This window comes from Haloarcula limicola, from assembly GCF_010119205.1.
Lineage (GTDB): Archaea > Halobacteriota > Halobacteria > Halobacteriales > Haloarculaceae > Haloarcula > Haloarcula limicola.
Map to the genome: position 1 here is coordinate 628143 of NZ_WRXM01000001.1, position 18228 is coordinate 646370.

Annotated in this window: 15 protein-coding genes; 5 read left to right on the top strand and 10 right to left on the bottom strand. The window is 68.1% G+C overall.

Going from position 1 to position 18228, the window contains the following annotated elements; translation table 11 throughout:
- Positions 1–46: 46 nt before the first annotated feature.
- Positions 47–631, top strand: a complete 585-nt coding sequence (locus tag GO488_RS03215) for a response regulator (protein ID WP_162316355.1) — start codon at positions 47–49, stop codon at positions 629–631.
- 54 nt (positions 632–685) lie between these two features.
- Positions 686–2044, top strand: coding sequence for an NAD(P)/FAD-dependent oxidoreductase (locus tag GO488_RS03220; protein ID WP_162316356.1), 1359 nt, complete (start codon positions 686–688; stop codon positions 2042–2044).
- A 487-nt stretch (positions 2045–2531) separates the two neighbouring features.
- Here GO488_RS03220 and GO488_RS03225 read toward each other — a convergent pair whose 3' ends face one another.
- From GO488_RS03225 to GO488_RS03235, 3 genes are all read right to left on the bottom strand, one after another.
- Positions 2532–4712 (bottom strand): heavy metal translocating P-type ATPase, encoded by a 2181-nt coding sequence (locus tag GO488_RS03225; RefSeq protein WP_162316357.1) that lies wholly within the window; start codon positions 4710–4712, stop codon positions 2532–2534.
- Positions 4713–4822: 110 nt separating this feature from the next.
- Positions 4823–5251, bottom strand: a complete 429-nt coding sequence (locus GO488_RS03230; protein ID WP_162316358.1) for a universal stress protein — start codon at positions 5249–5251, stop codon at positions 4823–4825.
- Between the two features lie 149 nt (positions 5252–5400).
- Positions 5401–6324 carry a hypothetical protein gene (locus tag GO488_RS03235; protein ID WP_162316359.1) on the bottom strand — a complete coding sequence of 308 codons (924 nt, stop codon included), beginning with the start codon at positions 6322–6324 and terminating at the stop codon, positions 5401–5403.
- A gap of 249 nt (positions 6325–6573) precedes the next feature.
- Between GO488_RS03235 and GO488_RS03240 the strand changes: the two genes are divergently transcribed.
- A complete protein-coding gene (locus tag GO488_RS03240) occupies positions 6574–7680 on the top strand; it encodes a NosD domain-containing protein (protein ID WP_162317528.1) in 1107 nt (368 codons plus the stop codon).
- A gap of 17 nt (positions 7681–7697) precedes the next feature.
- On the opposite strand, the gene GO488_RS03245 is transcribed toward GO488_RS03240, so the two are convergent.
- Positions 7698–9047 carry an FAD-dependent oxidoreductase gene (locus GO488_RS03245; protein ID WP_162316360.1) on the bottom strand — a complete coding sequence of 450 codons (1350 nt, stop codon included), beginning with the start codon at positions 9045–9047 and terminating at the stop codon, positions 7698–7700.
- A 248-nt stretch (positions 9048–9295) separates the two neighbouring features.
- Complete coding sequence (locus GO488_RS03250; RefSeq protein ID WP_162316361.1) at positions 9296–10621, bottom strand: permease; 1326 nt, start codon at positions 10619–10621, stop codon at positions 9296–9298.
- Positions 10622–11006: 385 nt separating this feature from the next.
- On the opposite strand from GO488_RS03250, the gene GO488_RS03255 reads away from it, so the two are divergent.
- On the top strand, positions 11007–11357 hold the full coding sequence (locus GO488_RS03255; RefSeq protein WP_162316362.1) for a four-helix bundle copper-binding protein: 351 nt from the start codon (positions 11007–11009) through the stop codon (positions 11355–11357).
- An 86-nt stretch (positions 11358–11443) separates the two neighbouring features.
- Positions 11444–11767, top strand: coding sequence for a hypothetical protein (locus GO488_RS03260; RefSeq protein WP_162316363.1), 324 nt, complete (start codon positions 11444–11446; stop codon positions 11765–11767).
- Positions 11768–11777: 10 nt separating this feature from the next.
- Here GO488_RS03260 and GO488_RS03265 read toward each other — a convergent pair whose 3' ends face one another.
- From GO488_RS03265 to GO488_RS03285, 5 genes are all read right to left on the bottom strand, one after another.
- Positions 11778–12692 (bottom strand): TIGR03571 family LLM class oxidoreductase, encoded by a 915-nt coding sequence (locus GO488_RS03265; RefSeq protein ID WP_162316364.1) that lies wholly within the window; start codon positions 12690–12692, stop codon positions 11778–11780.
- Between the two features lie 7 nt (positions 12693–12699).
- Entirely contained in the window at positions 12700–13554 is an 855-nt protein-coding gene (locus GO488_RS03270) for a CPBP family intramembrane glutamic endopeptidase (protein ID WP_162316365.1), read from the bottom strand.
- A 44-nt stretch (positions 13555–13598) separates the two neighbouring features.
- Positions 13599–14138, bottom strand: a complete 540-nt coding sequence (locus GO488_RS03275) for a DUF1684 domain-containing protein (RefSeq protein ID WP_162316366.1) — start codon at positions 14136–14138, stop codon at positions 13599–13601.
- Positions 14139–14186: 48 nt separating this feature from the next.
- On the bottom strand, positions 14187–16079 hold the full coding sequence (locus GO488_RS03280) for a hybrid sensor histidine kinase/response regulator (protein ID WP_162316367.1): 1893 nt from the start codon (positions 16077–16079) through the stop codon (positions 14187–14189).
- Between the two features lie 96 nt (positions 16080–16175).
- Positions 16176–18152 carry an AMP-dependent synthetase/ligase gene (locus GO488_RS03285; protein WP_162316368.1) on the bottom strand — a complete coding sequence of 659 codons (1977 nt, stop codon included), beginning with the start codon at positions 18150–18152 and terminating at the stop codon, positions 16176–16178.
- Positions 18153–18228 lie beyond the last annotated feature (76 nt).

Here is an 18228-nt window from a genome sequence, read left to right on the forward strand (position 1 = left end):
GAAGGGAGTGTATACTATATGTTCGAACTTCCCGTCACCAGTAGTAATGGTCGAGACAGTCGGAACGGTGTTGGTGGTCGACGACGAAGCGGACTGTCGGACGCTCTACCGAATCTGGTTGCGGGAGGCGTTCGACGTGGTGACGGCCGCCGACGGCGTCGAGGCGCTCGATCGGTTCGACGAGACCGTAGACGTCGTGATCCTGGATCGGGAGATGTCCCGGAAAGACGGAGTCGAAGTGGCGACCGAACTCGCCGCGCGCGACGCCGACGCCTTCGTCGCCATGATAAGCGGTATCGAGCCGGGAACGGAACTCCTGGAGATCCCGGTTGACGAGTATCTACAGAAACCGGTCGGCCGGGAGGACGTGCTCGGTCTCCTCGACCGGGCGACGACACTCGGCGAGTACGGGGACCGCTTCCGCCGGTTCTGCTCGCTCGCCGCCCGGATCGCGACCGTCGAGCAGCACGTCCACCAGACCGAACTCGACGGGGACGCGACGTACCGCGACGCTGTCGCCCGCCTCGAACGGGAGCGACGGACGGTCGAAGCCGCTTCGCTCTCCGGCGACGCGGTCGACGAACTGCCACCGAGTACCAGAGACTCCCCCACCGCGCAGGAATCGCTCTAACGCGACCGAGCGAGACAAACAGGTTTTAGCCGTCGGGGTGGCACCGTAGCGCGTATGGAACGCGTAGACGTGGCGATCGTCGGCGGCGGCCCCGCGGGGTCGTCGGCCGCCGAGGCCGCCGCCTCCCGCGGTGCTGACGCAGTCGTCCTGGAAAAGGGGGTTCCCCGGGCCGACCGCGCGGGCACCGGCCCGGATTCGACGGACGCTGCCGGACTGCTCGACTATTGGCTCGACATCATGGAGTTCGACTTCGAGGAGTTCCCCGACGACGTGGTCCTCAGCGAACTCGACGGCGCGAAGTTCTACGGTCCCGACAGCGAACTCGCGCTGACGGAGACGGGGATCGACGCGAGCTACGACGGCTTCGGCTTCACGATGCACCGCGCGAAGTTCGACGACTGGCTCCGCGAGCGGGCCGAAGACGCCGGCGCCGACTACCGGGTGGGCGTCAGCGTCACCGGCGTCGAGACCGGTCTCGCGGGGACGCCGCGACACACCGTTCGGTTGGCCGACGGCGAAGACGTCCAGACCGACCACCTGATTCTGGCCGACGGTCCACAGCGGACCGTCACCGGCGGCGTGCTCGACCAGTTCCTCCCCGCCGGGCGGAAGCTGAGCGACAGGATGCCCTCGACGGAGGCCAACCACATCGCCTATCAGGAACACCGCCGGATGCCCGAGGAGCTGTTCGACCCCGATTTCATCGAGTTCTGGTGGGGTATCATGCCCGGCCACACGGCCTATCCCTGGATCTTTCCGAACGACGCGCCGGTCGCCCGCATCGGCCTGACCATGCCCATCGGGCTGGACATCGCCGATTACGACAAGCGCGAGTGGGCGCTGCTGCGCGACGACGACGAGGGGATACCGCGCGGTCGCGAGTACGTCGAGCGATTGCTCGAACGCCAGTTCCCCGACTACGAACTGGAGGACTTCCCGCTCGTCACGGACCGCGGGAAATCCGGCGGCACCGAGACCTACCCGATCTCCTCGACGCGCCCCATCGAATCGCCGGTCCGGGCGGGTATCGCCGTCACCGGCGGCGCGATGGGCGCGACGTCCGCCTTTCACGAGGGCGGCGACCACGTCGCCGTCCGGACCGGGCGGATCGCCGGCCGCCTCGCCGCCGCGGACCGCCTCGAACGCTACAACGACGAGTGGCAGGCCGCCATCGGCGACGAGGTCCTGCGCAACGTCACGTTCGCCGACTTGGTTCGAGACTGGGGGCCGACCGACTGGGACCGCGCGTTCACGACTGCGAAGGACCTCATGGACGCCCGCGGCATCAAGGCCGACGCCGCGCTCAGAGGCGGCCTCCACGGCCTCGATCTGGTCGCCCGCTACAAGTGGGGGAAGTTCAGCAACCGCAAGGCCCGCTACGTCCAGTTGCGCGAGGACGACTACGCCGTCTGAACGCCACCCTTAGATACGAGCGCCGACTAGCGCCGCTGCGTGCCTTCAATCCCCGGCCGAGGCCCGTCACCGGGACGATGACAGTCCGGAGAACCCGGGCGCGCGACATCCGGCGGCTCACGTCGCCCGACTGGCGGTCGTAAACCGCCTCGGCAATCGTCGTCCTGACGGACGACCTTCGAGCCGGCGTCAGCCGGCTCGGCAGTTGGCGGCGACTGCGTCGCCGCCCGCCTCAGCGGTTTACACCGCTTCGGCACCTGTCGTCCTGACGGACGACCGCCCGGCACGAGGGTTTGCCGGCCGACGTGGCACACGGCCGAGGATGACGCCGGTCGTTAGTGTTCCGGGCGCACATTTCGGATACGCTCCCAGACACATCTCTCACTGAGACAGACGTTCCGGTACTCGACTCCCTTCTCGCTGTGTTCTTCAGAGAACAGTCGGTGATAGCGATCCCGAGAGGCTAGGTCCCGAGAGTAGAAAGCGCTCACCCGCGAAAGCCGAGCAACCGAAGGCCGTTCAGCGAGACGAGGACCGTCGAGCCCTCGTGGCCGACCACTGCGAGCGGAAGCGGGAGCCCTCGGAGGAGTATCGCGCCCACCATGAGTGCGATCGCGCCGAACGCGATGGTGAGATTGATGACGAGCGTTCGACGGGTCTTCCGGCCGAGGCCGAGCACGTAGGGGATCTTGCTGAGGTCGTCGCCCATCAGCACCACGTCGGCCGTGTCGAGCGCGACGTCGGTCCCCGCGCCGCCCATCGCGATGCCGAGGGTCGCCGTGGCGAGCGCCGGCGCGTCGTTGACGCCGTCGCCGACCATCGCCACGTTCTCGTGTCGCTCGGTCAGCGCTTCGATAGTCGCCACCTTCTCCTCGGGCAGCAACTCCGCCTGGACTTCGTCGATGCCGACCTCGTCGGCGATCCGCCGCGCGACGCGCTCGTTGTCGCCCGTCAGCATGACGATGTGCTGCACGCCGAGCGAGCGGAGGTCGTCGATCATCTCGGCGGCGTCGGGGCGAACGGTGTCGGTGAAGGCGAGCCACCCCAAGACGCTGACTTCGCCCTCACTCTCTCGCGCGACGAGGACGCTCGTCTTTCCCTCCGCCTCTAACGTTTCGAGCCGGTCGAGGCCCGATTCGAGACCGTCGATCGCCGCGTCGCCGAGAACGGTTTCGAAGTAACTGCGATTGCCGATATGGATTGTGCTGCCGTCGACGTCTGCTCTGACTCCCTTCCCGGCGACTGACTGGAACCGCTCCGCGTCGGCGACGGCGAGTGACCGGGCTTCCGCCGACCGCACGGTCGCACGAGCGAGGTGGTGTTCCGAGCGGGCCTGCACTGCGGCCGCGATGGAGAGGAGTCCGTCCTCGGTCAGCGTGCCGTCCGCCGCCCCGTCACGGACGAACACGTCGGTCAACTGCGTGTCGCCCCGCGTGAGCGTCCCGGTCTTGTCGAACGCGACCGCGTCGATGCGTGCCGCGGTCTCGACGTGTTCGCCGCCCTTGAACAGAACGCCCTGCCGGCCGCCGGACGCGATCGCCGAGAGGACCGCCGCCGGCGTCGAGATGATGACCGCACACGGCGAGGCGGCGACCATGAGCGTCATCGCCCGATAGAACGTCCCCGTGAACTCGCTCCCGAGCGCGACCGGAATCGCGATCGCCGCGATCGTGAGCGCGAACACGCCGAGGACGTACGGTTGCTCCAGTCGGTCGATGAGCCGCTGCGTCGGGGCCTTCTCGCTCTGAGCGCGTTCGACCATGTGGATGAGGCGGCTGATCGCCGACTCGTGGGCCTGCCGCGTGACTTCGATTTCGAGGCTCCCGCTCTCGTTGATCGTCCCGCCGAACACCTCGTCGCCGGGTTCCTTCGGCACGGGGACGGACTCGCCGGTGAGCGAGGCCTGATCGACCGTCCCCTCGCCGGACGTGACGACGCCGTCGAGCGGAATTCGGTCGCCTGGTCGGACGACGAACACGTCGCCGATGGCGACCTCGTCGATGGGGACGGTGACTTCCGTACCGTCGCGCAGGACCTGTGCCTCGTCCGGTCGCATCTCGACGAGGGACTTGATCGCCCGGCGCGAACGCCCGATAGCGTAGTGTTGGAGCGTGTTCGACAGCGAGAATAGGAAGAGGAGCATCGCTCCCTCGAAGGGGGCCCCGATCGAGAGCGCGCCGAGCGCGGCGACGATCATCAACAGGTCGATATCGACCGCGCGGTGGCGGAGCGTCTGGATAGCTCCCACGAGCCCGTACCACCCGCCGAAGACGTACGCGACGCCGTAGCCGGCCCAAACGAGGAGAGACGGCCCGTCGAGCCATCCCATCGCCAGGCCGGTCACCATGCCGACCAGCGTCAGACCGACGAACGACGCCTCGCGTCTGAGTTCCGAGCGAGAGGTCGTCTCGTCGGGTGCCGGGTCGGGCTCGTCCTGGATGGAGACGTCACGGTCGCGGACCGCCTGTCTGAGCGTTTCCTCGGAGGTGACGCTCCCGTCGTAGGTGAGCCGAACGCTCCCCGTTCGGAACGAGACGTCGACGTCGTGAACCCCGGGCGTCTCTCGGAGGTGTCGTTCGAGCGCTCGCGCCCCCGCTTCCCCGCGACCGCCTCGCCGTTCGATCCGGACAGTACACGTCGATAGCGGGGGTGATTCGGTAACTGTCACGCGGTTTCTCCATACGAAGCGTGTCGCTTTTGCACTGTCGATACGTCCCTACGTCCTCGTCTGCCGCGTGCGGGCGGTTTCTCGACCCTCGTCATTCTGGTCCGAACGACTCAACTGACGATCGTCACCGGGATCCGCGCTCGGCGGGTGACAGTCTCGGCAACGCTCCCGAGGAGCGCGCGGTCGATTCCCGATCGGCCGTGGCTGCCCATGACAATCTGGTCGACGTCGCGGTCGTCAGCGCATTCGAGGATCGCTCGCGCCGGCTTTCCGACTTCCGTGACGGTATCGATTCCGGTATTGCGTTCCGCCGCGAGGGCCGCGGCCGCCTCGTGGGTTCTGGTCGCTTCCTCTTTCGCGTTCTCGTACCAGTCCTCGGCGACCGGTAAGCCGCCGGCCTCCACGTCGATGACGGAGTCGATGGGATTGATGACGTAGATCGAGGTGATGGACGCGTCCGGGAACGTCTCGATAGCGTACGTGAGCGCGCGCTCTGAGAGCGGGGAGCCGTCGAAGGCGACGAGCACGTTAGCAGGCATTGGAAATCTCTTCGCGGTGAGTCGAGATGAACGCACTGCTCCACAACTGGCGGACGATGGGTTAGCCGGAGAGAGAGGGTCAGAGGGGCAGACTGCGGAACAACGCCCGTCCGTACGAGAAACGCCGCGTCACAGCAGCGTCCCGACCGTCACTCGGCGCGGCCGTCGGCCCGCTTCGAAGGGAGCACGCGAAGCACGCCGTCGGCCGCGAGACGGTCGGTAGTGACGAACAGAACGTCGTCGCCGCCGGTGACTGAGGCGGCGTCGTCGAGCACCTCGTTCCAGTGGTTGAGGATGACATCGGGGATCGGGAGCTCGCGGGCGTCTGCCCCGATCTCGCTGCTGGCGACGTAGTGGACCTCGTCCTGCCCCTCGATGGCGTCGTAGTCCTGCGAGACGAGTACGGCGTCGTCACCCGAGCGGATCCCCCAGAACGCCTCGGCCGAGTGCGCCAGAAAGCCCCGGTCGAAGGCCCGCTGTGGTGCCGGCACCTCTCGGCTTTGTCCGTCGAAGGCCGCCTCACCGAGGCGGTCGACGTCCTCCGCCTCGCTGTCGTCGGCGGTAGCGCCCTCCTCGGTCGTCGCCGTTCCGTCGTTCGTTCCGCTCTCGGGCTCGGACTCGGGTTCGGCGTCCGATTCCACGCTCTCGACGTCCGGGGAGGTATCGACGGCGTCCGCGACCGCCTCGTCGGTAGCGCCGTCTCCCTCACCGACGCCGCCGGCCTCGTCGGCGACCGCCTCGACGTCCGGGCCGGTGTCGGCCACGTCGGCCTCCTCGACTGATAGTTCCTCGCCGCGGTGGCGGAACCGCCGCCGGGCGAGCGTGAGCGCGACGAACCCGGCACCGACGACGAGCCCGACGAGCCCGCGCCCGCGCTCGCCGTCGCGGAGCGCTCTGAGGCCGCCGAGTAGACCCGTCCCGCCGATGGCCGCGGTCACCGCGTCCGATTCGACGCCGCGCCGGAGATACGGCGCGGCCTTCGAGAGATACTCCCGACCGCTTTTCGCCGCGGTCCGCGCGGAGTCGACGCTCGACTCCGGCTCCGACTGCGCGCTGGTATCGGTCTGAGTCACGTCGGGCCGTTCGGTCCCGACGCACAAACCTCCATTGCCGGCTATCTCGTCGTCCGAGCTGTGACCGCCTCGGCGGCGCTCTCCCGAACGCTGCCGGTTCAGCGCTCTCCGGAGGCGTCGGAAACGCTCGCGTCGCCCGCGTCTGACCCCCGTGAGTTCCCGCTCGAACGTATCTACCCCATCGTGTCGCTTTCATATAACGTCCATTCGCGAATATCTTATTTCAGCCGGGGTGGCGACGTGTGGGTCATGGGAAAGAGACCGGCTCGCAGTTCAGGCGACGACGCTGTCACCGAATCCCGACGGCGGTTCCTCAAAACCGCAGGGGCGGCGGGGGCGCTCCTCGCAGTCGGCAGCGGACAGGGCGTCGCGAGTACCGACCCGTCACCGGAAGGGGCGACGCGTGAGGCCGTCGGGGGAGACGGAACCGGCGGAGGATCGACCGGCGGCGACGCCGCTCGTTCGCTCACCAGCCACGAGATATCGTCCTGTACGACCATCACGTCGCCGGGGACGTACGAGGTCGTCGGCGACATCGCCTCGACGGGGAGCGGCGTCTGCATCGACGTGCAGGCCGACGACGTGACGATTCGGGGCAACGGCTACACGCTCAGCGGCGACGGGAGCGGGACCGGCGTGGGTGCGAATCTGGGCGCGACGAGCGGCGGCCCCATCCCCATCCGCGAGAACGTCGAGGTCGAGGACCTCACCGTGACCGGCTTCGAGACGGCGATCGGCTACGAGGAGGTCACCGGCGGCCGGGTCGAGGGCGTCACGGCCCGCGAGAACGGAACCGGCGTCTCGCTCCGATACGGCGTCACGGACGTGGCCGTCCGAGACTCGATGCTCGCCGACTCCGGCATCGGGTTCCGGACCGTCGGCAGCCCGAACGTCTACGGCGGCCCGGAGAACAACACGTTCGAGTACAACGACGTGGAGTCCAACGACCGGGGTATCTGGCTGGGACTCATCACGATCGACCACGAGCTGTCCTGCAATCGAATCGTCGGCAACCGCGGCGGCGTCCTCCACAGCGGCGGTGAGACGCGGGGGCACGTCTACGACGGGAACGTCATCTGTAGCAACAGCGAGTACGGGCTCCGCAACGTGGACAACCCGCCCGAGGACGGCATCCCGGCCTTCGAGGACGTGGTCGAGGCGACGGGCAACTACTGGGGCGCGTCGGACGGGCCGTCGAGCATCGGCGACCCGGCGACGCCGTACGAGGACCCCGTGACCGGCGCTCTCGCCGACGGCGGCGGCGACGGCGTCAGCGAGTCCCTCGACGCCGGGGTCTCGAACGTTCACTTCGACCCGTTCGAGACGTCTTCGCTCCCGAGTGCCGGGCGACGGTGAGTCGCGAGTAGCCGCGGCTACGTCGGTTTCAGCACCCGCCACGCGATCTCGGGTCGCAGGAGCGACGTCGGCGGCACCTCCATCATGATGACGCGATAGAGCGCGTCGCGGAGCACGCCGTCGGTGTGGGCCTTGCGAGTCAGACGGGAGAGGTATCGGTTGAAGAGATCTGAACCTCGGGGCTTCTGCCCGTCGGTCGCAGAGAACTGGAAGTCGGCCCCGACCGCCAGCAGCCACGCGTCGTCGACAACGCTCTCGGCCCGGTCGAAGAACCGGGGCGCGAGGTCGGTTCGGCCGCCCGCGGCGAGGGTGTGATGGAGGACGAGCGCTTCGAGCGCCGCCACGGACATCCCCTGCCCGTAGATCGGGTTGAAACTCGCGATGGCGTCGCCGAGCACGAGCAGTCCCCCGGGGAACCGGTCGAGCGCCTCGTAGCGGTGGCGGCGGTTCGACGGGAACGGGTACTGCGCCACCTCGTCGGCGGCGGTCGGGTGCGCTTCGAGGAGGTCCCGGATCTCGGGCGTCGGCAGGTCCGCGGCGAACTCCCGGACGCCCGCCGCGTCCGCCGGCGGGTTGTCGCCGTGCATCCCGTGGAGCGTCACCAGCCAGCGGTCCCCCTCGACCGGTAGCGCCACGCCGCCGCGGGTGTGGGGCGGCGAGGCCGGCGCGAAGACGGCGCGGCGGTCGTCGGGCGGCCGTCGGACGTCGACGGTGCTGTAGCGGACGTCCACCTCGACTTCCTCGACCGGTGGTCTCCCGTAACCGTGTTCGTCCAACCACGTCGGGGTTCGGCTCGTCCGGCCCGTGGCATCGACCACCAGATCGGCGGGGATCGTCGTCTCCTCGTCTTTCGAGTCCCGAGCCCGTATCCCGGTCACGGCGGTCGCGTCGCTCTCCGTGAGGTACTCGACGCACTGACACTCGGAGCGCAGGGTCACGCCGTCGAACTCGACGAGCCGCCGCCGGGCGACGTACTCGATGAGCGGCCGCGTCGCGATGTACTGCGGGATCCGTTCGGGACCGTCCGCGAGGAAATCGCCCTCGTCGTAGAACTTGACGTCGCTGGCACCGTCTATCAGCACGCCGCCCGCCGAGAGCAGGTCCTCGCAGTAGCCGGGAAAGAGGTCTTCGATCGTCGCGCGGCCGGCCTCCAACAGCGCGTGGGGATGTCTCGACTGCGGCACCCCCTTCCGCGGGGTCGAGTCCTCGGAGAGCGAGTCGCGTTCGACGACGGTGACTCGCTCGAACCCGTCGGAGAGCACGCGAGCGGCGAGGAGGCCGGCCACGCTCGCGCCGACGACGACGGCGCGGTCGCCGACGGTGGCGACGCGCTCGCGCTCGTATCGCGGAACGCTGGCCAGCGTCATCGTATTCGGGCCGCGTGTCCGCCTCGTTTGCCGTCGCTGTTCGGCTCGGCGACCGCGTCGTCGGTGGGTGATCCGTCCATCGTGTCTCTTCGTCCGCTACTCGTCTCTGCGGCGTCGCGTCGGGTCGTCGACGCGACCGCGGCGAACGCGCACTGACCGACGAGTCGGTTATTGCGATTCCAGTACCGAGCGAATAAATATCCTCCGCGTCGGCAGTCGAAGGCGAGCGCCGTCCGACGAAACTGGCGTCAGTCAGCCATGTGCGCGTGTTCGCCCTCTCCGCTCCCCGCCGACTCCGAGGCGTGGAGCCAGTAGAGGAACAGGAACAGCCCGGTGGCGAGGACGTTCAGCACCATCTTGTAGTTCATCTCGATCTTTATCTCGGCGATCTGGACCGAGGACGGGTCGGGGATGAACCCCATCCCGAGGAACACGAAGTGGATGATGATTCCCGTCAGGACGGCGGCGACGAATATCATCCCCGAGAGCAGCGCCGCGAACTTCGTCCCGTAGTAGTCCCGGTAGGCGTCCATGATGGGCGGGACGATGAGGTCCGCGTAGATGTAGCTCAGGACGCTTCCGAAGGGCAGGCCGTTCGAGAACAGGACCGCGCCGAACGGGACGTTCCCGACCGAGCAGACGAACGTGGCGACCCCGATGAGCGCGCCGACGACGGCGGTCCAGAAGACGTACACCGGCAGGCCGAACGTCGCGCCGGAGAACACCGTCGTCCACACCTGCTCGGGGATGAACCCGGCGATGAGACCGGCGAAGACGAACCCGATGGCGATCTCGTCCCAGAGCATCCCCCACTCCTTCCACTGCTTGTCCGCGAGCGCCTTCCACCCCGACATCGAGGTGGCCTGCTCGCGGATGGTCGTGTTGGCCTCCTCGGGGTCGAAGCTCTCCTTACACGACTCCGAGCAGAAGTAGTAGGTCTCGCCGTCGTGTTCGATGGAGTGGTCGGCGTCGTCGGGGTTCACTTCCATCCCGCAGACCGGGTCCTGCACCGTCCGCTCGCCGTCGTCGCGGACGTTCTCCCGCGCCTGTTCGACGACGTCGTCGGGGACGAGATAGGTGAAGGCGAAGGCCATCATCCCGATGAGGATGAACCCGCCGACGATGTCGGCGAGCAGGAACTGCCAGCCGAGCAGGATCCAGATGACCGCGCCGATCTCGATGACGAGGTTCGTCGACGCGAACATGAACGCGCCGATGGTCGCCGCCGCGGAGCCGCCCTTCTTGAAGAGGTTCTTCGCCGTGGCGATGGCGCTGTAGGAACACGACGAGGAGACGAACCCGAACAGCGACCCGTAGCCGATCTCGCGGAGGCCGTGGCCCTCTAACAGGTCCGAGACCTTCTCGTCGGAGGTCCACGCCTCGACGCCGCCGGCGATGGCGAACCCGACGACCAGCGCCCACCACGTGATCCACGCCATCGCGGCGGTGGTCGTGAGGAACTCGCGCGTGCTCTCGACGAAGAACGTCGAGAGCGGTTGCGAGGTGGTGAATACGCCGACCGCGACCGTCGCCAGTGCGATGACCGCCAAGACCGCGTATTCTTTCTTCTCCATGGACGGGGATACGCCGCCCAGTTTTAACGCGATTTCGCCTAGCGAACCAAAGCGCCTCTCGATCCGCCGATCGTTCCGGTGTCACGGGCCGGAACGGCCGCCGACTGCGGGGGCTCAGCCGGTCGGCTAGCCGGTTTGGTGTGGCGATTCGTCCAGCGACGCGACCTTGGCTTCCAAAGTCGGCTACGAAATAGCGAGCGAAGCCCCGAGGCCGTCGCTCCGCTCGGACGGCCGCGACCACCTGCTCAAGGCGCGGGAAGCACTCGGAAGGGAGCTGGTTCGAACGGTACCACGGACCGTACGCTTCGGGTAACCATTGCCGAAAAACGGGGTTCGGAACGTTAGCGGAAAGACACGAAAACCCCCCGGCCGAACTATCCCGTGCATGTCCCTGTCAGAGACCGTTTCCGAGATCGATCGGCTGAGCGAGGAACAGCGCGAGTGTATCGAACTCTGTACGCGGGCCGCGGAGGTCTGTGAGTGGTGTGCCGACGAGTGCCTCGGCAGCGAGGACATGGAGGAGTGCGCCCGGCTCTGTCGCGACGTCGCCGACATCGCGTCGCTGCACGCCCGATTTATGGCTCGGGACTCGCAGTTCAGTTCCCACCTCGCCGAAGCGTGTGCGGACGCCTGCGAGGCCTGCGCGGAGGAGTGCGAACAGCACGACCACGACCACTGCCGGGCCTGCGCGGAGATCCTGCCGGAGTGCGCCGAGAGCTGCCGGAACATGACCTGAACGCTCCCGGGAGTCCGGGGTATCGAACCCAGTCGCTCACGGTCCAGTCACCCCACTTTTTGCCGACGCGCCGCCTCGCCCGTCGTATGACAGAGGACGCCGACCCGGAAGCGAACCTACGAGAGTGGAAGGAGGCGATGCGGGCCGAACACGACGACGCCATCGAGAACCCCGCGCCCGACGAGCGACACCGGATCGAGGGCGTGGCGCAGGTCAGCTATCGCGTCTACTTCGAGTACGACGAGGAGCGCGACGCGCTCTCGCGCACGCGGCGCGAGCAGGTCGATGACCTCTCGGACCCCGAGTTGCTCTCCTGTGCCTGTGGCGTCCGCGGGATGACGCCCGAGGAGGCCAGACGCCACGTCCGCGCGGCCCGCGAGGCTCGCGACGCGAACGGCGACGCGGAGTGACGCCGCCGTCTCAGAGCCGCTCGAACACGCTCTCGGCCAGCGCCGTGAGTTCGCGCTCCGGGTCCTCGCTCGGCGTCGAGACCACGACGTGATCGACGCCCATCGCGTCGAGCGTCCGGAAGTACTCGACGAACCACTCGCTGCCGGCCCGATACCCCTGGTGGACCGGTTCCGGGTCCGCGGTCGGATCGTCGGCGAGGACCGTCCGGACGACCATCGCGTAGGGCTTCTCGCCCGCGGCCCCGCGCCACTCGTCGAGGTACGATTCGAGCGTGTCCTCGGGGAGGTGATAGAACAGCCAGCCGTCGCCGTTGTCGGCGATCCACTCGACGGACTGGCGGGCGTTCCCGGTCGGTAACAGCGGTATCGTCTCGGCGGTCGGCTTCGGCACGAGGTCGAGATCGCCGTCGAGGCGGCCCCACCGACCCTCGGCCTCGGGGAACCCTTCGCGCCAGACCGTTCGCAGGAGGTCGACCGACTCGCGGAACAGCGCGCCGCGGTCGTCGGCCTCGACGTCGAAGGCCGGATACTCCGGGTCGCGGTCGCCGGTGGCGACGCCCAGCACGAGGCGACCGTCGGAGAGGCGGTCCACGGACGCGGCCGACTTGGCGACGTGGAGCGGGTGTCTGAGCGGCAGGACGACGCTCGCGGTCCCCAGCGCGATCTCGTCGGTATTGGCGGCGGCGGCCGTGAGCCACGTCCACGGGTCGAACGTCTGGCCGGCGTCGCCGAACCGGGGCCAGTACAGCGGCACGTCTCTGGCCCAGAGCGCGTCGAAACCGAGCTCCTCGGCGTGGCCGGCGAGACGCAGTTCCGTCTCGTGGTCGGGTCGCGATTCGCTCGCGTCTGTCAGCGGGAAGCCGACGCCGACGGTGAGGTCGTCGGTGCCGAAGACGCGCTCGTAACCGGCGTTCGCGTGGTCCATCACGGTCTCAGAGCGAGGCGGCCAGCAGCGCCTGCTGGGCCGCTTCGAACTGGTCGCTGTACGCTACTGTGACGTACAGTAGCGTGAACAGCGTCGCGTTGTAGACCCCGTGAATTAACGACGGGACGACGATGTTGTCGGTGTACTCGTAGCTGATTCCGAAGACCAGCGCCGGGACGAGGAGGATGCCGAGCGCCACGAAGTTCCCGCTCGCCGACCCGCCGGTGAGCGCGAACCAGTGGAGACCGGCGAAGATGGCGCTCGGGATGAGGATGCCCGGGACCGGGCTGAACACCTCGCGAACGCGCCCCTGCACGACGCCCCGGAACAGCAGTTCCTCGCTCGGACCGATGACGAGGACCGACGCCGGTATCAGCAACAGGAGCAACTCCGGGTTCTCCATCCCTATCTGGGCGGCCTGATTCGTCCCCGTCTCTAACTCCGTCCCGGTGAGCCGCTGTGCGAGCGTGATGAGGACCGAGCCCAGGATGGCACCGCCGAGCGCGACGCAGTACCCGACGCCGACGGTGATCGCGTCACGCAGGTCGGGAACCTCGGCGGGGATGTCGAACACCGACGACTCCGCGACGATGCCGAGTTTCGACCGGACCCACGGAGCGACGGCCGGGCGGGCTTTCACGTAACTGAACGCGACGCCCGCACAGCCCACGCCCTGGATGAACAGCAGACTGAGGACGATGTTCAGCGACGGCGTGAGTTCGAGACCGACGAGCGTGAGCGCGATGACGGCGGGGATCATCAGGCCGAAGCCCAACAGCAGGCCGCCGGCCCCGAGAAGGAGGGCGGACAACAGCGCCACGGCCGATTGGAGGAGCGGGCGGTTGCTAGACGCAGTGGACATACGCCGCTCTAGCGGCGTCACGGTGAAAACAGTTCGCTCGTCGGTCAGGGCGCGCGCTCGCCGGCCTCGATCGAGACGTCCAGCCAGTTGGTCTCGGGCGGGAGCGGACAGTCGAAGGTGTCGCTGTAGGCGCAGAACGGCGAGTACGCGAGGTTGAAGTCGAGTACGAGGGTCTCGCCGTCCGCGAGGTCGCCGCTCACTTCCAGTTCCATGTAGCGGCCGCCGTCGTAGCTCTGCTGGCCGGTCGTCTTATCGCGGAACGGGACGAACAGCGTCCCCGACTCGTCGCCCGCCTGCCGGTAGCCGGCCAGTTCGTACGCCTCGCCGCCGAGTTCGAAGGAGAGCGTCGCGAGGTGGAGATACCGGACGGTGCGGCCCTCGGTCGTCTCCATCTCGACCGGGTCCGGCTCCTCGTGGCGCGAAACCGTCGCCTCGACGCGGTAGGTCCCGTCGGGGTCGAAGTACTCCAGCCCGTCGAAGGCGTCGCGCTCCTCGGGCGGGATCGGCGACTGCTGGTGCTCGGCGAAGAAGTCGTCTTTCTCGGCCCGCTTCCGTCGAAGCCGCTCGGCCCAGTCGTCGGTCATACGTCGGGTAGCGGGCCGCCGCGTTTGAGTCCGGCGACTCGACCGCGGCTAACAGCGTATCTCGAAGCGCGCGCCGCCCGCCTCGCTCTCGGCGACACGGATCTCCCAGCCGTGGGCCTCGATTATCTGGTGGACGATCGCGAGGCCGAACCCGGTGCCGCTCGTCGAGAGGGTGTAGCCGAAGTCGAAGACGTCCTCCCGTTCGTCCTCGGGGATGCCGGGGCCGTCGTCCTCGACGTACACGCCGGAGCCGTCGTCCAAGTCGCCGACGCGGACGCTGGGGGCCTCGCCGGCGTGAGTGAGCGCGTCGTCCAGCAGGTTCTCGACCACCCGACGGAGGCGCTCCCTGTCGGCCTCGACCGCGCGCTCGGTCGTCACCGTGAGGTCGGCGTCGCCGGTCTGCAGCGCCTCCCAGCACCCCGTGGCGAGCGAGCGAATCGACACCGTCTCCGTCGCGTCGACCGCCTCCCCGTCGCGGGCCCACGTCAGCACGTCGTCGATGAGCCGCGACATCCGGTCGTGGGCCGCCGCGACGCGTTCGAGGTGGTCCTCCTCGTCGTGGCCCTCGACGGCGAGTTCGAGGTGGACGGCCGCCAGGTCCAGCGGCGTCCGCAGGTCGTGGCTGACGATCGACGCGAACTCGTCTAAGCGCTCGTTCTGCCGAGCCAGCGCCCGTTCTCGCTCGCGGAGGGTCTGTTCGCGTTCGACCTGCTGCAGCGCCGACTGGACGGTCGCGGCGAGGACGCTCCCCAGCGAGACGTCGGCGTCGTCGAAGGCGTCCACGTCCGTCGAGGAGAGGAGCAGGACGCCGCGATCGCCCAGCGGCAGCACCATCTCCGAGCGGAGGGGCGTCTCCGGGTTGAGGACGTCCGGATCGTCCCGAACGTCGGCGCAGACGCTCACCTCGCCGCGCTCGTAGGCGCTCCACGCGATGCTCCCACCGCCTTCGGTGAACGTCGGCACGTCGCCGAGGAGGGTCTCGGTGGCCTCCGTCGTCGCCGCCGGGACCAGTCCCCCCGCGGTCTCGTCGTAGAGGTGTATCGCGTTGAGGTCGTGGCCGAGGATGTCGCGGGCCGCCGCGAGTCCGAGGTCGAGCACCGCGTCGCTGGACTCGGCGGCCATCAGCCGACGGGCGGTCTCGTGCAGTTCGGTCAGGCAGCGGTCGTAGTCCATCCGCTCGGTGATGTCGGTGTAGATGCCGTACCTGAGCGAGTCGCCGTCGGCTCGCTCGACGCGGACGTTCCGGAATAGGAAGTCGCGCCACTCGCCGTCGGCGGTCTGCCGACGCACCTCTCGACAGACGTCCGCGCCGTCGACGAGAGCGGTCTCGAGCGAAGTCGCCACCGTGTCCCGCTCGGTCGAGGAAAGCAACTCGGTGACCGACGTCCCGGCGGCGGTCTCGCCGTCGTATCCGAAGACGCGTTCGAAGGCGTCGTTGACCCGCCGGACCCGCGAATCGCCGTCATCGACGTCGAAGACGACGGCCGGATCCGGGAAATCGTCGAACAGCGCTCGGGCGCACCCGTCGGCGTCGTCGCCGGACCGCCGTCTGCTGCGGCTACCGGTCGCGCTTCGGATACGCGCCGCCAGCGCGTCGTACTGGTCCTGCCCTCCCTTCCGGAGATAGCCCGAGACGCCCGCGTTCAGCGCCTCCGCCGCGACCCGTTCGCTACCCTGCTCGACGAAGAGGACGAACGGGAAGTCCGGACGGTCGAACTGCGGGGCGAGCCGATCGTACAGCTCCAGTCCGTCGATTCGGGGGAGCTCGTATTCGCTCACGACGCAGTCGTACGTCGCCGGGTCGAACCGGTCGAGCGCGTCCGTCGGCGAGTTACTGCTGCTGACGCGGAACTCGCCGTCCCGTTCGAGCTCTCTCGCCGCGCTGTCGGTGACGGCTTCGTCGTCGTCGACGTGGAGGACGCGGATGTCACCGGCGGCCATTGGTCACGCTACTCCGACCAGCCACTTGAACGCGAGGGGGCGATTATCAAAATCCATATGCGACCTCTGTGCGGCAGCGGGCCGATACTCGGCCGCTCAGTCTCCGGCGTTGTATTCGTCGCCGTAAATCGAGCGTAGCTTCGCCTCGAACTCGCCCCTGATGTTGCGTCGCTTCTTCTTCATCGACGGGGTCAACAGGTCGTTCTCGGCCGTCCACTCGGCGGGCACCAGTTCGAACTGCTTGATCCGCTCTATCTTCTCGAGTTCCTCGTTCGTCTCGTCGATGGCCGACTGTATCCACGCCCGCACGCGGTCGTCCTCGCACTTCGCGTAGTCGTCCTCGGGGAGGTCGACGCCCTCGGCGTCTGCCCACCGTTCGAGTTCCTCGAAGTTCGGGACCACCAGCGCGGCGACGAACTTCTGGTCGTCGCCGACGACCATTATCTGCTCGACGCGGTCGCTCGTCGAGAACATGTCCTCGATGGGCTGTGGCGCGACGTTCTTCCCGGTCGAGAGGACGAGCAGTTCCTTCAGGCGGTCGTGATAGACCAGGAAGTCGTCGGGGGTCTGCTCGACGATATCCCCGGTTCGGAACCAGCGCGCCCCGCCGATCTCGGTGAACGCCCGCTGGGTCGCGCCGGGTTCCTCCCAGTAGCCGGTGGTCACGTTCGGCCCGTCGACGAGCAGTTCGCCGAGCGGACCGGTCACGTCCTCGAACTCCGAGGCGTCGACGACGCTCTCGTCGATGCGCACGTCCACGTCTGCGACGGGCATCCCGAGCGTGCCCGGGCGGATGTCCTCGGGCGGGTTGACCGAGATGACCGGGGCCGTCTCGGTGAGTCCGTATCCCTCGACGATGGTCAGTCCCATCCCGAGGAACGTCTCGCAGAGGGACTTCGAGAGGCTGCCGCCGCCGCTGACCATGAATTCGATCTCGCCGCCGAGCCTCTCCTTCACCGTCGAGTAGACGAGTCGGTCGGCCAGCCCGCGCTTGGCGTTCAACACGGGACCCGGGTCCTCGGTGCGGGCGTACTCGCGGGCGACGTCCATCGCCCACTCGAAGATGCGCTGTTTGACCGGTGACTCGCTGGCCTGCTCGCGCATGTTGCCGAAGATGCGCTCGTACACCCGCGGGACGCTCGCGCCGGTGTTCGGCCGAATCTTCTGGATGTCGTCGGCGAGCGTATCGGGGTGTTCGACGTAGCCGACGGCCGCCCCGGAGCCGTACATGAAGAAGTGACCGGCCAGTCGCTCGAAGACGTGTGCGAGCGGGAGGAACGCGATCGAGGTCGTCTCGGACGTGACCGCCGGCAGGTCCGGGTGCTTGTCCGCCCGCGGCGCGAGGCGCTTTCGCGTCTGGTTGACGTTCGCCCGGAAGTTGCGGTGGGTCAACTGGACGCCCTTGGGTTGGCCGGTCGTCCCCGAGGTGTAGATGAGACTCGCGAGGTCGTCCGGGTCGCGCTCGTCGAGCCACGAGCGGTAGGCGTCCTCCTCGAAGGCCGCCTCGCCGCGCTCGTACACGTCGGCGAGCGAGTAGACGTCATCCCGGTCGACGTCACACTCGTCCATCACGACGAGGAAGGAGAGCGAGAGATCGTCCTCGACCGACAGCACGCGCTCTAAGAGTTCCGCGTTCTCGACGACGACGGCCTCCGCGCCGGGGTCAGAGAGCAGGTACTGCACCTGCTTCGGCGAGGACTCGGTGTACACCGTCGTCACGACGCCGCCGGCCGACAGCAGCGCGAAGTCCGACAGCGCCCACTCCATGCGCGTGTTCGAGAACAGGCCGACGCGCGTGTCCGGTTCGACGCCGAGTTCGCGGAACCCCGCGGCGAGGTGTTTGACGAGCTCGTGCATCCGCCCGTAGGTGATGCTCGCGTACTCGCCCGGCGGCGCGGCGGACAGAATCTCGTCGGTCAGCGACCGGTCGTAGACGCCGCCCTTATACAGCTGGGCGTCGCTCTCGGCGTTCCGCTCGGCGCTCGCCGCGAACAGCTCCCCCAGCGTGTCGTCGCCGATCACCTCGTCGGTGTAGGCCGCCTCCGCCTCGCGCCAGCTCGGTGTCCCTGCCATGGCATCCGCTTTTGCCGGCGAGGGCAAATACATAAGGGATGTTCATACTCGGCCCGTTTCGAAAAGTTTTCTCAGA

Excerpts from the sequence above, each read along its gene's own strand:
- GO488_RS03270 (WP_162316365.1), bottom strand. The coding sequence starts at position 13,554 with ATGTCCACTGCGTCTAGCAACCGCCCGCTCCTCCAATCGGCCGTGGCG.
- GO488_RS03275 (WP_162316366.1), bottom strand. The coding sequence starts at position 14,138 with ATGACCGACGACTGGGCCGAGCGGCTTCGACGGAAGCGGGCCGAGAAA.
- GO488_RS03260 (WP_162316363.1), top strand. The coding sequence starts at position 11,444 with ATGACAGAGGACGCCGACCCGGAAGCGAACCTACGAGAGTGGAAGGAG.
- GO488_RS03250 (WP_162316361.1), bottom strand. The coding sequence starts at position 10,621 with ATGGAGAAGAAAGAATACGCGGTCTTGGCGGTCATCGCACTGGCGACG.
- GO488_RS03220 (WP_162316356.1), top strand. The coding sequence starts at position 686 with ATGGAACGCGTAGACGTGGCGATCGTCGGCGGCGGCCCCGCGGGGTCG.
- GO488_RS03230 (WP_162316358.1), bottom strand. The coding sequence starts at position 5,251 with ATGCCTGCTAACGTGCTCGTCGCCTTCGACGGCTCCCCGCTCTCAGAG.
- GO488_RS03280 (WP_162316367.1), bottom strand. The coding sequence starts at position 16,079 with ATGGCCGCCGGTGACATCCGCGTCCTCCACGTCGACGACGACGAAGCC.
- GO488_RS03245 (WP_162316360.1), bottom strand. The coding sequence starts at position 9,047 with ATGACGCTGGCCAGCGTTCCGCGATACGAGCGCGAGCGCGTCGCCACC.
- GO488_RS03215 (WP_162316355.1), top strand. The coding sequence starts at position 47 with ATGGTCGAGACAGTCGGAACGGTGTTGGTGGTCGACGACGAAGCGGAC.
- GO488_RS03265 (WP_162316364.1), bottom strand. The coding sequence starts at position 12,692 with ATGGACCACGCGAACGCCGGTTACGAGCGCGTCTTCGGCACCGACGAC.
- GO488_RS03285 (WP_162316368.1), bottom strand. The coding sequence starts at position 18,152 with ATGGCAGGGACACCGAGCTGGCGCGAGGCGGAGGCGGCCTACACCGAC.
- GO488_RS03255 (WP_162316362.1), top strand. The coding sequence starts at position 11,007 with ATGTCCCTGTCAGAGACCGTTTCCGAGATCGATCGGCTGAGCGAGGAA.
- GO488_RS03240 (WP_162317528.1), top strand. The coding sequence starts at position 6,574 with ATGGGAAAGAGACCGGCTCGCAGTTCAGGCGACGACGCTGTCACCGAA.